The organism is Fictibacillus sp. UD, assembly GCF_043558025.1.
Lineage (GTDB): Bacteria > Bacillota > Bacilli > Bacillales > Fictibacillaceae > Fictibacillus.
Window position 1 is genome coordinate 598,239 of record NZ_JARUHH010000001.1, and the last position, 14,977, is coordinate 613,215.

Consider the following 14,977-nt stretch of genomic DNA (forward strand, 5'->3'; position numbering starts at 1 on the left):
AGCGGCTTAAAGGAGCGGATGGACTTGAAAAAAAATAGATTATGGTTTCGTTCTGCTTTGCTTGCCATTTTAGTTGTTGCAATCGGTTATACCATTTACAACAGTATGAATGAAGAGTCAGGTACATACATAAGCAAAGGGGATTCGGCTCCTAATTTTGTACTTACCGATCTAAATGGCAAAAAAGTAGAACTGGAAGATTACCGTGGAAAAGGTGTTTTCTTAAATTTCTGGGGCACATGGTGCAAACCTTGTGAACGCGAGATGCCGTATATGCAAAGGCAATATGAAAAGTATAAAGAGCAAGGCATAGAAATACTTGCGGTTAACGTTAGTGAGACAAACGTTCCTGTTAAAAATTTTGCGGATCGATATCGCTTATCATTTCCTATTCCAATGGATAAACAGAGAGAAGTAACAAAGGCTTATGGGATTGGACCGATTCCAACGACTATTCTTATTGATAAGAACGGTAAAGTGGTTGATCGGACGAGTGAGTCATTATCAGAAAAAAAAATTATTTCCTTTATGGAAAAAATAAAGCCGTAACGGGGTGATAAGATGCAATCGATAACATGTGAATGCGGCCACTCCAACCCATACGGAACTAGTCTTTGCCAAGCATGCGGAAAACCGCTGCAGCAAGATGTTGAAGTTTTATCAAGCATGAGGTATGAAGGAAGCGCCAGACGATCTCAAACGTATAAACAAACATTTGTTGATCGGGTATGGAACTTCTTTTCGTCTGTAAAAGTAGGGGTTTGGTTAATTGTTATCATATTAGTAGCTGCAGCAATCGGGACAATCTTTCCACAGGAAACGTTTATTCCTCCCAATGTTGATCCTGCTACCCATTATGAAAGCGAATACGGAACACTAGGTTTAATCTATTATCTGCTTGGGTTTCACAATCTTTATGGTTCTTGGTGGTTTATTCTTTTATTAGGAATGTTAGGACTTTCTATTATTATTGCCAGCCTAGACCGTGGAATACCGCTTTATAAAGCTTTGAAGACACAAAGAGTCACAAGACATGACCAATTTATGAAGAATCAGCGTTTGTTTTCAAAAAGCCATGATGTTGAACTTGAAGAAATCAAATATACGCTCGAATCTCTTCGCTATAAAGTACGTGAAGAAAATGGGAACTTATTCGCTGAGAAAGGACGATTTTCACGCTGGGGTGCCTATGTTAACCATGTTGGGTTAATTATCTTTTTAACAGGTGCGATGCTTCGATTCTTTCCAGGCATGTATGTTGACGACATTTTGTGGGTGAGAGAAGGAGAAAAAGCTTCCATCCCAGGTACTGCCAGTGATGAAGGTCAGTATTACCTTGAGAACAATGAATTTATTCTTGAGATGTATGATAAACAAGAAAAGAAGTTTAATAGTGCACTAAGTTCCGTTGATGGGGAAGTTGCTAAGAACTATCAAAGCAACGTAACGCTTTATAAGACAAAAGAAAATCATACCGCTGGAGCAGCTCCTGAACTTGTAAAAGTAAAAGACGGCGAGATCCGAGTAAATGAACCGTTTAAATTTGATTCTTTTGCACTCTATCAAACGGATTTTAAATTAAATGAGTTTTACAAGATGAGCTTTGAACTTGAAGAAAAGGCAACAGGAAAAAAGTTTGGCAAGTTAACGGTTGATCTTCATGATCCAGAAACCGAGTATGATTTAGGAAATGGATACAAAGTTAAAATTGAAGAATACTTTCCTAATTTTATTTTAAACGAACAAAAACAGCCTTCTACGGTCAATAACTTGCCTGATAATCCAGCATTTGTTTTTTCAATGTACTCTCCAAAGGTACCTGAAGGAGAAAAAGCGTTTGTAGGTATTCAAAAAAATATAGATTCTGGTGAAAATCAGTTCAAAATGTCGTTTGCGGGTATTGAAACGAAAGATTTAACGGCACTAACAGTTAGAAAAGACCACACATTATGGATTATTGCACTTGGCGGCATTATTTTTATGATTGGTGTAACGCAAGGTTTGTATTGGAACTATAGAAGAATTTGGATTAAACAGAATCAAGGTGAAGTTTGGGCAGCAGCTCATACGAATAAAAACTGGTATGGCTTGAAAAAAGATGTGGAGTTCCTGTCCAATAAGACAAACCTCACACCACTAGAAGAAAAAGAATCTGATTCTAAGTAATGCCGTTCAAGCAGGAGGGTTAATGATGGCTGAAATCAGCAGTACGCTATTATATAGTGCATTTATTATTTATTTGTTCTCTACTCTATTTTTTGCAATGTCTATTTCAGATAAAAAGAACAAAGAAGAAAATCACACAAAAAAATGGGGTAAAATCGGTTTTATAAGTTCGTGTATAGGTTTTGCAGCTCAACTAGGCTATTTCATAACAAGATGGATGGCAAGTGGACATGCACCTGTAAGCAACCTGTTTGAGTTTACAACATTTTTTGGCATGATGATGGTGCTTGCGTTCATTATTTTATATGTAATCTATCGTACGAATGGCTTAGGTGTTTTTGCGATGCCTGTTGCAGTTCTTGTTATTGCATATGCGAGTATGTTTCCGAGAGATATTTCTCCCCTTATTCCTGCACTTCAAAGTGACTGGCTAAAAATCCATGTTACGACTGCAGCGTTAGGAGAAGGAATTCTCGCCATTTCGTTCGTATCAGGACTTATTTATTTAATTCGCACGGTAGACCAAACTGTAGCATCAAAAAAGACGCTGTGGCTGGAAATTATCCTTTATAGTTTAATCGCTGTAGTTGGATTCATTTTTGTTTCAATCGGATTTAAAGGTGCTGGCTATCAAACAACATTCGAGATGATGAATGAACAGAATCAGCCAGTTAAGGTAGTCTATGATATGCCTGCTATTGCGGGTCCTAGTAATGGTGAGCACCTAGATAACTCGTTTGGACCTTTGTTTTCAACACCATCTTGGATGAACGGTGTAGAGGCATCAGTTAAGCTAAATACATTCATCTGGTCTCTTTTAGCCGGTGCAGTTCTTTATGGCTTCCTTCGCTTGATCTTAAGAAAAAGAATTGCTGCAGCTCTTCAGTCTAAAGTAAAGATAAAACCTGACCTTCTTGATGAGATTAGTTATCGAGCGGTAGCAATCGGTTTTCCCATCTTTACACTAGGTGCGCTTATCTTTGCGATGATCTGGGCACAGCAGGCTTGGTCGAGATTCTGGGGATGGGATCCTAAAGAAGTTTGGGCATTAATTACGTTCTTGTTCTACGCGGCTTTTCTTCACTTAAGACTTTCAAGAGGATGGCATGGCGAAAAGTCCGCATGGCTATGCGTTTTAGGATTTTGGATTATTACGTTTAACTTGATTGCAGTAAACTTGGTTCTTGTCGGATTGCATTCGTATGCATAAAGGTCAAAATAGAGTCTCTCTTTTATAAGAGGGACTTTTTTGTAGGCATGCAAAATGTTTAGGAAAGGCTGTTTTCTAAATGCTGTTTTCTACAGGATTGTTGCTTTTAAATCTTTTTATTTTTTTGTCTTCGCCTGCACCAAGGAAAGCGAGCACCTTGAACGGAAAACAATCACTTCCAATAACATCAAAGTTTAACAGCTTACGAAAAAAGAGATTAGATATACGTGTCCTGTTTGTTTGCAGCGCTTTGTTTCATGTATGATAGAAGCAGGATATAAAGACGTGCTTATCATGATTAGATATGGAGGATTGAATATGGATACAGAAGCTAAAATACTGGTTGTTGATGATGAAGAAAGAATTCGCAAACTATTAACGATGTATCTGGAACGAGAAAACTATGAAGTGCATGAAGCTGAAAATGGTGAGGATGCTCTTCAGATGGCTGTATCTATTAACTTTGATCTTATCTTGCTCGACCTCATGCTCCCAGGGATGGATGGCATTGAAGTTTGTGAGAAGTTAAGAGAAAAGAAAGCTACACCAGTCATCATGTTAACAGCAAAAGGCGAAGAACTTAACCGTATTCAAGGGTTTGAAGCAGGCACGGATGATTATATTGCAAAGCCTTTCAGCCCGAGGGAAGTCATCTTACGTGTAAAAGCACTATTAAGAAGATCTTCACCTACTAAGTTCCTTCAAACAGAGACTGTGGCTAAAAATGTAGTGGTATTTAAACACCTCACGATTGATCACGATGCACACCGTGTGACAGCAGGAGGCAAAGAGGTGAATCTAACTCCTAAAGAGTATGAATTGCTGTATTACTTAGCAAAAACACCTGATAAAGTCTACGCACGTGAACAATTGCTTAAAGATGTATGGAATTATGAGTTTTTTGGTGATCTAAGAACAGTCGATACACATGTAAAAAGACTTCGTGAAAAACTAAATAAAGTGTCTCCTGATGCAGCTTCTATGATTGCAACCGTTTGGGGAGTAGGCTACAAATTTGAGGCGGGAAATGAATGATCTGGAGAAGTGTAGTTGGTAAGCTTTGGATAACGATTTTATTGTTAGTCTCCGTTGTACTTACCTTATTAACCATTCTGCTCACTCAGTTCTTTGAAACGTTTTACGATAGCCAAGCACGCGAACAGTTAACTAAGATGGCAGACCGGCTTGTACTCATTATGGAAAGTGATGAGAATAGGGAAGAAGCAATCCGCATTACGAGTGAGATGGCTGAAGCTTATTCTATGTCCATCATGATCATTGATGAAAACCAGGATTCATTCATGTCTCAAAACTTGTATGATAATGCACCGTACATACCAGTTTCCGTATTTAATCAAAACGATAAACTTTCTACGGTTACGGAAAACGGAAAGAAGATCTACGTGAATGGAGATTTTCCTGTAGTGGACAAAAATGATGAGTCCAAGCAGACAATGATTATTTATGGAGAACCGTACGAAGCCGGAAATACTAAAGGTGGAGTATATGTTTATCAGTCGATTGAAAATGTGAAAAAGACAACCAATCACACAAAATATTTGATTTTCTTAGCAGCTGGTATAGCTATCATCTTAACTACAGTTTTTGCTTTTTTCCTATCAACCCGGATTACGGCGCCGTTAAGAAGAATGCGAGAAGCTGCAACGTCTGTAGCTAAAGGTGAATTTGATATGAAAGTGCCGATTTTAACACATGATGAAATCGGTGAACTTGGAATGACGTTCAATCGTATGGGACGTCAATTAAAAAATAACATCACAGCGCTGAATCAAGAAAAAGAACAGCTGACAAGTGTGTTAAGTTCTATGGCGGACGGTGTGATTACCTTTGACAGGAAGATGAACATTTTAGTTACAAATCCTCCTGCCGATCGCTTTTTACAAGCGTTTTATTATGAATCAGGGATGAAGACTGAAGTGAACGGAAATGTTCCTGAAGCTGTCAGACAGCTTTTTCAGCAAGTTGTCTCACTTGAGAGTGAGCAGATGACAGAGATTGCGATTCAAGGCCGCTCATGGGTAGTCGTGATGACACCATTATATGATCAATCCCTTATTAGAGGTGCCGTCGCAGTACTACGTGATATGACGGAAGAACGCCGAATGGATAAGTTAAGAGAAGATTTTGTTGCCAATGTTTCTCACGAGTTGAAAACTCCGATTGCTATGCTGCAAGGATATAGTGAAGCGATCGTAGATGATATTGCAGAATCAGAAGAAGAGAAAAAAGAGCTTGCTGGCATCATTTTAGATGAATCAAAACGAATGGGCAGGCTTGTTAACGAGCTGCTCGATCTCGCTAGACTAGAAGCAGGACACATGAAACTTCACTACGCCTCTCTTGCGATTGTGCCTTTTGCAGAAAGAATCGTGCGTAAATTCCAAGGACCTGCCAAAGACAGAGATATTCAGTTAAATCTTTCTATTGACGGTAACCTGGACTCCCATCAAGATCAAATAGAAGTAGATCCAGACAGAATTGAACAAGTGTTAACCAATTTAATTGATAATGCTATTCGCCATACGGCACAAGGTGGATTTGTAAATCTGTCGATTGGTGTGAGCGAACAGAACGTTAAGTTTTATGTGAGCGATAATGGATCTGGGATCAAAGAAGAAGATTTACCGTTTGTATTTGAACGTTTTTATAAAGGGGATAAAGCTAGAACGAGAGGGAAATCCGGTGGTACTGGTCTAGGACTAGCCATAGCAAGAAACATCGTAGAAGCACATGGAGGACAGATCAGCGTTCACAGCAAAAACAATGAAGGTACGACATTTTCCTTTGTTATTCCGCGAACGTTGAAATAAATTAGCAATACACCCCGATTAATCTTGTTTCATAAGGAACAAAAAATGATATAAAAAAAGATTTCACAAATTTCTCCATTACGTTATAATAAGAATTGTGTTTTCAAAAAATTCATAAGTGTTAAACAGGTGCAGTCCAGTATTGGACACGCTTAATAGGGAAAACGGTTAAATGCCGTTGCGGTCCCGCCACTGTAATTGTGAGAATCCTATAGTTTCGCCACTGTTAATACGGGAAGGCGATAGGAGACGATGATCAAGAGCCAGGAGACCTGCCTGTTTGTTACATGACATGACCTACGAGGATAGGGGGGTGTTTAACAGTGCCGGAGAGCCGGCTGCTGTTTTCTGCCTGTATACTATTAATCTCCTTCGTAGACGAAGGGGATTTTTTTAGTTATACGTAAATTCACTAAATTTATGGGTTTTTCCTGAATCTTTATTGAAAAGTTGATTGTAGAGGAAGGTGTGAGACTCCAGCGGGACGAGCGGGACAGGTGAGACTCCTAATCGCGGTTTGCGGCAGGAGGCTCACCGCACGCCCTGCGGAAAGCGAAGCACCTGAAACGGATATCAACTCTTTCAAGAGCAACATGATTTGAGAAAAACCTTAACTCAAGACAAGAAAGAGGTAAAATGATGAAAAAACTACTTTTAGTATTTACAACAATGATCATGATACTGGTTGGCTGTGGAACGACTGAAGTAAAGGAAAACACGGATCAGCCAAAACAAGAGGAAACAAAAAAAGAACAAGTCACGGTTCAGATCACTAAAGATAATGGAAAAGAAAAGGTAACAGAGAAGAAAGTGGATATAACAAAAGGTGCAACAATTATGAACGTGATGCAAGATAACTTTGATATCAAAACTCAATTCGATGGTGCATTTATAAGCAGTATTGAAGGAATTGAGGGAAATGAAAAGGATAAAACATCATGGTTCTTTTCTGTGAATGGTGAGGAAGCAATGAAAGGCGCAAAGGAAATCACTTTAAAGCCGGGAGATTCTTTAGAGTTCGACTTCCATAAATATGAATAATCTCAGTATTAGAAGAATGACGATCATTGCTTTGTTAGCTGCTCTTTTAACTGTAGGGCGAATCTGGTTTGCAATGATACCAAACGTTCAGCCAAACACAACTATATTGATTTTGGCATCATTTGTACTAGGTCCTATTCACGGACTGCTGCTTGCTATCTTGAGTACACTAACCACAAACCTAGTTTTAGGCCACGGCTTATGGTCGTTCGGTCAGATGATTGCTTGGGGTCTTATTGCCGTGATGAGCGGCCTGATAGGTCGATACCGTCACAACATACCGTGGATGATTTTACCTTTATATGCTGGTTTCTGTGGATTTTTATTCGGTTTCATCATGTCGGTTATAATGGGCGGAATTATCATGCAAAAATTTTGGCCATATTATATAGCTGGGCTGCCGTTTGACCTTAATCATGCGATTGGAAATGTGGTATTCTTTGTAGTACTTTATAAACCGCTACTTTACGTAATGGAGCATCAAATTAATAAAGATATGAACAAGAAAGCTGCCTTTGAATAGGGAGCTTTTTTTCTGCAAAAAAATGGTTCAAAATAAGTCTTATTTGAATAGGATGATAAAGTTGATTTAACTTTTCTAAAGGAGGACAAAATGAGAGACTATTTAAACCGTTTTTTTGCAGTGATGTTTTTAATGATGTGCCTTAGCGTATTATTTATTGGAGTTAAATTAGGAGCATAAACTCTTGATTGAAACAGATATTCATGATACATATGGTAAAACGTTTTAAAAAAGGAGATTAATATGCTAACGGATTACCATTCTCATCTGGAAAAAGGCACTTTAACAATCGACTATCTAAAACAATTTGTAGACACAGCAAGAGAAAAAGGGATACAAGAGTTTGGAATTTCAGAACACGCTTATCATTTTTATGAAACAAAGAACATTGTATCAAAACCATGGATGGAAGAAAGACGCTATTACAAGATGGACGATTATGTGAACTTGTTTAAACAAGCTGATCAACTTGGAATGGACGTAAGAATGTCTATAGAGATGGACTATACACCAGGCAGTCATGAGGAAATGGCTGCGTTTATCAAATCTTATCCGTTTGATTATGTGATCGGATCTGTTCACTGGGTAGACGATTTTGGAATAGATTTGGCAGAGTACCGAAAAGAATGGGATCGTCGTGATCTCTATGAAACGTATCGTGCTTATTATGATCAGATCGTTACGCTTGCTGAAAGTAACTTATTTGATATCGTGGGGCATCTTGATCTTGTGAAGATCTTTAACTATGTTCCTGCCGATCAAGACTTCTTATATGAACAGTATGACCGTGTTACAGATGCTTTAAGCCGTTCAAAGACATGTGTAGAGATCTCGTCTGCTGGACTGCGGAAACCGGTTGGGAGGCTGTATCCTGAACCCGAACTCCTTTCACTCTGTTACAAGAAAGGAATTCCGATCGTACTTTCGTCAGACGCTCACGAACCTCATCAGGTTGGAGAAAACTATGAAGCATCCATTACGCTAGCCAAAGAGACGGGATACACGAAACTCATGACGTTTAGAGGCGGAGAGAGGAAAGAAGTAGAATTAGGGTAAGTAAAACTCTTAAAACGTAATCAAAAACTCAAAAAAGCTCTGCTTTAGAATGATTTCAATGCAGAGCTTTTTTCTATTGGCTCTTTTCTAAACACTTTTTTCTAAAAGGTTGTTGCTTTCAAATGTTGTCTTCTAAGATTGTTGATTGGAGTGTAAGATGCGAGACTCCTGCGGGACAGGCGGGCAGGTGAGACACTTAAAAGTGAAACGTACGAATGTGGCTCACCACCTGCCCCGCGGAAAGGGAGCATCTGAAACGGAAATCAACCACTTTCATGAGCAACAAAGTTTACGAAAACAGCCTGTCTTTTATACTTACAAGTCTAACGGTTTACAAACAAGAAGATCTTCAATACTTGCAAGCTCTTTTTGAGTAGATTCCGGCAGTTGGGTGTCAAATGTTAAAACCATCATCGCTTCTCCGCCAGCTGATTTTCTTCCAACGTGCATCGTAGCGATGTTAATATTTCTTTCACCTAAAAATGCCCCAACTTTTCCGATGATTCCTGGAGTGTCTCTGTGTTCAATGTACAAAAGTGAACCTTGAGGAACAAAGTCTACCGTGTAGCCGTTTAGCTGAATAATTCGGCCGCCGAACCCTTTAACGAGTGTTGCAGAAAGCGTAAATATCTTTTTGACGCCAGTTACTTTTACATGAATGATGTTTGGATAACCATGGTCAGCTGTTCCATGTTTTTCTCCAACCACTATACCTTGTTCTTTCGCTGCGACCATACTGTTAACATCGTTAACTGGCCGGTCAAGTCTCGTTTTTAAAAATCCGCAAAGAAAGCTGCGTGTGAGTGAAGTCGTATCAGTTTCTGATAATGATCCTCCGTAGCCTATAGAAATCTCTGAAACAGGTTCTTTGAAAAATTGAGTTGTAAACGAACCAAGAAGGTTGGAAAAATCATAATAAGCGATCAGCTTTTCATAGGTGTCTTTAGATAGTGATGGGAAATTCACAGCATGTTTTAATGGCTGATTTAAGAGATAGGATCTAATTTCATCACTTGCCATGTATGCCACATTTTTCTGTGCCTGTACAGTTGAAGCTGCAATATGCGGAGTTACAATGACATTAGGATGATCAATCAACGAACGGCTTACAGGGGGTTCTTGTTCAAACACATCCAGTGCACAGCCAGAAAGGTGACCGTTATCTAAATAATGGAGAAGTGCTTCTTCGTCAATGATGCCTCCACGTGCGCAGTTTAGAACAAATGCACCTTTTTTTGCATGTTTTAAATTCTCATAATTTAATAGTTTACGGGTATCCTTTGTAAGCGGGGTATGAACGGTCATAATGTCACTTTGTTGAATAAGTGTGTCAAGGTCAACGGAAGTAACAGATAGCTCTTTTTGCTTCTCAGCAGAAAAATAAGGATCAAAAACAAGGACATTCATGGAAAAGCTTTTCGCACGCTTTGCAAGTTCAGAACCAATTCGTCCCATACCAATTATCCCGAGTGTTTTTTGGTATAGTTCTTGACCTGTATACTTCTTACGATTCCATTCGCCTTGTTTAACCGATTGATTAGCCTGGGGAATATTGCGTACTAAAGACATCATCATTGCCCAAGTGTGTTCAGCCGTTGAAATGGTGTTTCCTTCAGGTGCGTTAACGACAAGAACACCCCTTTTAGTAGCAGCATTAATATCGATGTTATCAACACCCACACCAGCACGAGCAACAATCCGAAGTTCAGGCAATTTTTCTAAGACTGCTTCAGTGATCTTCGTTGCACTTCTTACCATGATGCCATGAATGTTTTCAGGTTGCTCGAAATCTTCTAGCTTTCCAAAGATAAGTTCTACGCCTTCAAGCTTTACTAATGGTTCAACTCCATCGCTCGTAATTCCATCACATACTAATATGGTTGCTGTCACAGTTCCACCCCTTGATTTTTGTATAAGTAGTATCAATATTTTGATAATTTAACACATTCTGAAGAAGGGTACAACCACGATTTTTATGATAGCGGTTTCATTATTAGAAAACTAATTGACAATGAGAATCATCCTTAATAAAATAAAGAAAAAACCCTCTGAAAAGAGGGTTTGGTGAAAACTTGGTACTATTCGTATTTTAATGCATCACCATCAAAAGGCTCTTCAGAAACTTTAATGGAGTCTGTAGGACAGCCTTCAAAAGCGTCTTGCATATCTTCTAACAATACATCCGGAATTTCAACGATTCCTTGGTTATCGTCTAGAGTTACAAACGCAATTCCTTCGTCGTCATAATCGTAAATGTCTGGTGCTGCAGCTCCGCATGCTCCACATGCGATACAAGTTTCTTTGTCAACAATCGTATACTTTGGCATAGTGAATACCTCCTAAGGAATTGAAAAAAATACCCGCTTACATATTTAACCATTTTAAATTAAGGGTCTACTAATCATATTGTAATAAGTATCCCTCTACTTTTCAATAGAAAATTAATAACCTCATCATATCTTTTATTCCCATCCTTCCTCAAAATATAACACTTTTACTCTTAAATTTCCTTAAATCTGATAAGATAGATTATATGATATCGTGTGGTGATTTAGTATGGATATTTGTCATGTCGTTTTATTAGATATATTTCATAAAGTGAATGGCAGCCGAAAAGGTTCAGGCATTTATTATATTGTTACAGGAAAGAAAACCTCTCAGTCTTTGTCTGATAGTCAATGGTTTGGGATTGAACACTATTACGCTGCATTAAAAGGTATAACGAATACGGCATATACAGAAACAATAGAGATTCTTTTGAATGAAAAATGGATAGTTTCAAATAGAGACCAAGAATACGTGGTCACAAAAACAGGGGAACAAGTCCTTTTAAAAGAAAAAGAAAGACTTTCATTCTTAAATAATTTGAACGGCTTAAAATATGCATCTATTGAGTCTGCTTGCTGGCATATTCTAACTTTATATGTGCAAGCACTCTCAAACTCTCTATATGACAATGTAGATTACTCCCCAATCGTTAGAGACCACCTGGCCGTTCAAAAAGTTAAAAGTTTATTTCCAAGATCTGAAACAGAAAGAAAAGAAAAAGCTGAATCTTTATATCATGAGATGTCGCGATTGCTCTTGATCCATGCCCCTCTAAGTGCAGATATTTTTGTAAGGAAGCTGTCCGGTTATAATCGTATCGGAAATACCTTTGAACAAGTTGCACGAGAAACAGGCATCAGTGAAAGAGAAGCGATTCTTCGTTTCCGATCTGTACTGCACGCATTTATTCAAAATGCTGCTGAGAAGAAACAGCAATATCCCGTCTTCCATTCTTTATTTTGTTCCTTGTCTGACGTTCCAGCACTTACAAAATCTGCTTCTCATACTTACGAAATGCTGAACAAGGGAAAGACACTTCAAGAGATAATGGAAATGAGGAACATTAAGGCCAGTACAATTGAAGATCACCTTGTGGAGTTCGCTCGCGAGATTTCCGACTTCTCCATTCATCCATATGTTAATGAGGAAGAGATTCAGAGCATAAAGAAGTTTTACAATACAACGAAAGAAAATAAACTCCGGCCGTTTAAAGATGCATTTCCTCATCTTTCGTATTTGCAGATAAGGCTGGTATTGGCAAAAGAAGGTGGAAAACATGCAACTGGAAGCAGCGCTTAAAGAACTATATGGCTTTTCAAAGTTTAGACCTGGACAAAGAGAGATCATATCGGACCTGCTTGAAGGGCACGATGTTTTAGGTATGCTGCCAACAGGGACAGGGAAAACACTAATTTATCAGATGGCAGCTCATCTATTAAAAGGTAGGGCGCTCGTTGTATCCCCACTCGTATCTCTGATGCAAGACCAAGTAGATCAGTTTAAACAGACGGGCTTCAAAAGAACAGTTGCTCTGAACAGTTTCTTAAATTACGGTGAGAAGCAAGTAATCTTAAAACAAATTAAAAACTACCAATTTGTGTTTGTGAGCCCTGAGATTATCCAAAACCCTTTTATTCGCTCCATATTATTGTCGGTAAAATGGTCATTGTTTGTAGTTGATGAGGCACACTGTATCTCACAGTGGGGTCATGAGTTCCGTCCCTTTTATTTAGACTTGGCTCTTATGAAAAAGGAGATGGGAAATCCTACTTGTCTCGCTCTAACGGCCACGGCTACACCAAAGGTCCGAAACGATATTTTACAGCATTTGGACATGCATGATGCTAAGATACACGTTCATAGTGTGAATCGTCCTAACATATCTATCTTTGTTGAGTATTTTGATGAATATGAACAAAAATTTGAGCGCGCTATGAAACTTGTAGAAAAATTAAAAGGACCTGGAATTATATATACAAATACGAGGAATGCTGCCGAACAGCTTGTTATGCTATTGCAAGATCGTGGAGTGAAAGATGTCTCTTATTATCATGGCGGTATGGATCCCGATGAAAGGCTGCTTGTTCAAAAGCAGTTTCTTCAATCTCAGTTGAATTTAATTGTTTGTACAAATGCATTTGGAATGGGCATAAATAAAGCTGATATTCGTTATGTTATTCATTTTCACACCCCGTCTACAATTGAGGGTTATATACAAGAGATTGGAAGGGCGGGCAGGGATTCAAAACAATCTGCAGCAATTCTTCTATTTCATCCTGCTGATCTTGAAATTCCGTATCATTTTATTGATCAAGAACTGCCTGATGCTACACAGGTCGATTATTTATTTTCAGATTACGAGCATCTGGACCAACATACTTTTTCAGAAAAGTTGCAAATGTCTGGGCTGTCAGAAACTGCCCACCGCTTTATGGAATATCACTTAAATAAAAATGGACTTTTGAACAGATCAGACATTTCAACCGAGGAAAAAGCATCGTTAAAGTTGAGACTGAAAAAGAAAATCGAACAAAGAAAAACCGAAAAGGTAAAATCTTTGCAAATGATTGAAACGTGGTTAAACAGTATCGATTGCAAACGAAAGGGACTGCTGGATTATTTTGGTGAAGACGAAACTGAAGAAACTGACTTGTGCTGCAGCAACTGTAAAGCTGAAATCTCTTGCTTTTATGGAAATCATGACCAACTAAACACTTCATATGAACGATGGGAAGATGAACTAAAACGACTATTCAGACAGGAAGTGTACAATTAAGGATGAGCAAACCTGTAAAAAACGACTGGATCGATCAGATCACACATAAAGAGCTTATAATGAATGTTTATCTTTCACAGAGTTTATTTATAGCAGCAGCATTAGGCGCAGCATTTCTATTTAATGTTCCTTTTCCTTGGGACTTTAACAAGCTTTCTCTTTCTGCTAATGAGTGGACCGTGGCTGTAGGAACAGGTTTGTTATTCCCTTTTTTATCAATACAGTTAAAAAAACGGCTTCATTCTGATGCTTTAGATGACGGCGGAATTAATGAAAAAATATTCAGTTCACTTTCGTATCCTCATATTCTAATTCTGACAGGAATTATCGCTTTTTCTGAAGAATGGTTATTTAGAGGAGTTCTTCAACCATTAATTGGCCTTACTTTAACAAGTATTATTTTCGCGTTTTTGCATGTTAGATATATAAAAAAATCCATTCTATTTAGCATAGTTACGGGTCTTAGTTTTTGGCTAGGTATGCTATATGAATGGACAGAAAACATTTGGGTTCCTTTTTTCGCACATTTTTTAATTGATTTTATATCAGGTTGCTGGATTGCCAGACATAGCAAAAACAAAAACAAAGACAGCGAGATATGGAGTGTGGACCAGGATGACGAATGATCAAGCAGAAAACTTAAGGGAAAAAGTGGTCGATAGCCAAATTGACGGTAATCAAAAGACTCAATCTTTGCCATCTAGGAGTGAGGTCCACGGGAAAAGAAGGGACAGTCAAAAAAAGCAGAAAGAAGCCAAAAGTGTAAAAAGGAAAACAACATTTTTGGCTACACGTCTTCTTTTATGTGCATTTATACTTTTGATTGGAATTACCCTAACTTATAAATTGTGGTCCAAAGATATATATATCCCTGTACATAGTGAAGATAAAAAGGGGATCGAGCAAGTGGAGATCGAACAATAAAGACCGTCAGAAAAACTGACGGTCTTTATTTTATCTTTTTTTTGTGTGTATTTAGAATACTTCTTATAAAGGTTCTTTTCTGAAGGATTGATGCATTTGGCTTTTTATTTTCCTAACTTGGT

At 38.3% G+C, this 14,977-nt stretch carries 15 protein-coding genes and 1 riboswitch; of the genes, 13 read left to right on the forward strand and 2 right to left on the reverse strand.

Features of this window, described 5'->3' with window-relative positions; genetic code table 11:
* The first annotated feature begins 24 nt into the window (after positions 1–24).
* The 9 genes from resA to P8610_RS03165 all read left to right on the forward strand — a co-directional run bounded on the left by resA (position 25) and on the right by P8610_RS03165 (position 9,200).
* A complete protein-coding gene (gene resA, locus P8610_RS03125; RefSeq protein ID WP_394603036.1) occupies positions 25–549 on the forward strand; it encodes a thiol-disulfide oxidoreductase ResA in 525 nt (174 codons plus the stop codon).
* 12 nt (positions 550–561) lie between these two features.
* The gene (gene resB, locus P8610_RS03130; RefSeq protein ID WP_394603037.1) at positions 562–2,166 is read left to right on the forward strand and encodes a cytochrome c biogenesis protein ResB; all 1,605 of its coding nucleotides are present in this window, start codon (positions 562–564) and stop codon (positions 2,164–2,166) included.
* A gap of 25 nt (positions 2,167–2,191) precedes the next feature.
* A complete protein-coding gene (gene ccsB, locus P8610_RS03135; RefSeq protein ID WP_394603038.1) occupies positions 2,192–3,376 on the forward strand; it encodes a c-type cytochrome biogenesis protein CcsB in 1,185 nt (394 codons plus the stop codon).
* 318 nt (positions 3,377–3,694) lie between these two features.
* Entirely contained in the window at positions 3,695–4,411 is a 717-nt protein-coding gene (locus tag P8610_RS03140) for a response regulator transcription factor (protein ID WP_066241957.1), read from the forward strand.
* Positions 4,408–6,207, forward strand: coding sequence for an ATP-binding protein (locus P8610_RS03145; protein ID WP_394603039.1), 1,800 nt, complete (start codon positions 4,408–4,410; stop codon positions 6,205–6,207). Before P8610_RS03140 ends, P8610_RS03145 begins: the two co-directional genes overlap by 4 nt.
* Positions 6,208–6,317: 110 nt before the next feature.
* Positions 6,318–6,501: riboswitch (cobalamin riboswitch) on the forward strand.
* Between the two features lie 345 nt (positions 6,502–6,846).
* Entirely contained in the window at positions 6,847–7,248 is a 402-nt protein-coding gene (locus P8610_RS03150; protein WP_394603040.1) for a DUF4430 domain-containing protein, read from the forward strand.
* Positions 7,241–7,771, forward strand: a complete 531-nt coding sequence (locus P8610_RS03155; RefSeq protein ID WP_289495273.1) for an ECF transporter S component — start codon at positions 7,241–7,243, stop codon at positions 7,769–7,771. The genes P8610_RS03150 and P8610_RS03155 overlap by 8 nt, the downstream gene beginning before the upstream one ends.
* Positions 7,772–8,014: 243 nt before the next feature.
* A complete protein-coding gene (locus P8610_RS03160) occupies positions 8,015–8,827 on the forward strand; it encodes a histidinol-phosphatase (protein WP_394603041.1) in 813 nt (270 codons plus the stop codon).
* Positions 8,828–8,984: 157 nt separating this feature from the next.
* Positions 8,985–9,200: a hypothetical protein gene (locus P8610_RS03165; protein ID WP_289495275.1), complete on the forward strand. Its 216-nt coding sequence runs from the start codon at positions 8,985–8,987 to the stop codon at positions 9,198–9,200.
* Here the strand turns inward: P8610_RS03165 and serA are convergent.
* Positions 9,143–10,717, reverse strand: a complete 1,575-nt coding sequence (gene serA / locus P8610_RS03170) for a phosphoglycerate dehydrogenase (RefSeq protein ID WP_394603042.1) — start codon at positions 10,715–10,717, stop codon at positions 9,143–9,145. The genes P8610_RS03165 and serA overlap by 58 nt on opposite strands.
* A gap of 188 nt (positions 10,718–10,905) precedes the next feature.
* Complete coding sequence (locus P8610_RS03175) at positions 10,906–11,154, reverse strand: ferredoxin (protein ID WP_289495277.1); 249 nt, start codon at positions 11,152–11,154, stop codon at positions 10,906–10,908.
* Between the two features lie 229 nt (positions 11,155–11,383).
* Between P8610_RS03175 and P8610_RS03180 the strand changes: the two genes are divergently transcribed.
* From P8610_RS03180 to P8610_RS03195, 4 genes are read left to right on the forward strand one after another with little or no spacing between them, the layout of a single operon-like run.
* Entirely contained in the window at positions 11,384–12,454 is a 1,071-nt protein-coding gene (locus P8610_RS03180; RefSeq protein WP_394603043.1) for a helix-turn-helix domain-containing protein, read from the forward strand.
* Positions 12,432–13,931 carry a RecQ family ATP-dependent DNA helicase gene (locus tag P8610_RS03185; RefSeq protein ID WP_394603044.1) on the forward strand — a complete coding sequence of 500 codons (1,500 nt, stop codon included), beginning with the start codon at positions 12,432–12,434 and terminating at the stop codon, positions 13,929–13,931. The genes P8610_RS03180 and P8610_RS03185 overlap by 23 nt, the downstream gene beginning before the upstream one ends.
* Before the next feature lie 2 nt (positions 13,932–13,933).
* Positions 13,934–14,557, forward strand: coding sequence for a CPBP family intramembrane glutamic endopeptidase (locus P8610_RS03190; protein WP_394603045.1), 624 nt, complete (start codon positions 13,934–13,936; stop codon positions 14,555–14,557).
* Complete coding sequence (locus P8610_RS03195) at positions 14,547–14,855, forward strand: hypothetical protein (protein WP_289495281.1); 309 nt, start codon at positions 14,547–14,549, stop codon at positions 14,853–14,855. Before P8610_RS03190 ends, P8610_RS03195 begins: the two co-directional genes overlap by 11 nt.
* Positions 14,856–14,977: the final 122 nt, after the last annotated feature.

Bases quoted from the DNA above. Each gene is read 5' to 3' on its own strand.
- resB (WP_394603037.1), top strand. From the start codon at position 562: ATGCAATCGATAACATGTGAATGCGGCCACTCCAACCCATACGGAACT.
- ccsB (WP_394603038.1), top strand. From the start codon at position 2,192: ATGGCTGAAATCAGCAGTACGCTATTATATAGTGCATTTATTATTTAT.
- P8610_RS03140 (WP_066241957.1), top strand. From the start codon at position 3,695: ATGGATACAGAAGCTAAAATACTGGTTGTTGATGATGAAGAAAGAATT.
- P8610_RS03145 (WP_394603039.1), top strand. From the start codon at position 4,408: ATGATCTGGAGAAGTGTAGTTGGTAAGCTTTGGATAACGATTTTATTG.
- P8610_RS03150 (WP_394603040.1), top strand. From the start codon at position 6,847: ATGAAAAAACTACTTTTAGTATTTACAACAATGATCATGATACTGGTT.
- P8610_RS03155 (WP_289495273.1), top strand. From the start codon at position 7,241: ATGAATAATCTCAGTATTAGAAGAATGACGATCATTGCTTTGTTAGCT.
- P8610_RS03160 (WP_394603041.1), top strand. From the start codon at position 8,015: ATGCTAACGGATTACCATTCTCATCTGGAAAAAGGCACTTTAACAATC.
- P8610_RS03165 (WP_289495275.1), top strand. From the start codon at position 8,985: ATGCGAGACTCCTGCGGGACAGGCGGGCAGGTGAGACACTTAAAAGTG.
- P8610_RS03175 (WP_289495277.1), bottom strand. From the start codon at position 11,154: ATGCCAAAGTATACGATTGTTGACAAAGAAACTTGTATCGCATGTGGA.
- P8610_RS03180 (WP_394603043.1), top strand. From the start codon at position 11,384: ATGGATATTTGTCATGTCGTTTTATTAGATATATTTCATAAAGTGAAT.
- P8610_RS03185 (WP_394603044.1), top strand. From the start codon at position 12,432: ATGCAACTGGAAGCAGCGCTTAAAGAACTATATGGCTTTTCAAAGTTT.
- P8610_RS03190 (WP_394603045.1), top strand. From the start codon at position 13,934: ATGAGCAAACCTGTAAAAAACGACTGGATCGATCAGATCACACATAAA.
- P8610_RS03195 (WP_289495281.1), top strand. From the start codon at position 14,547: ATGACGAATGATCAAGCAGAAAACTTAAGGGAAAAAGTGGTCGATAGC.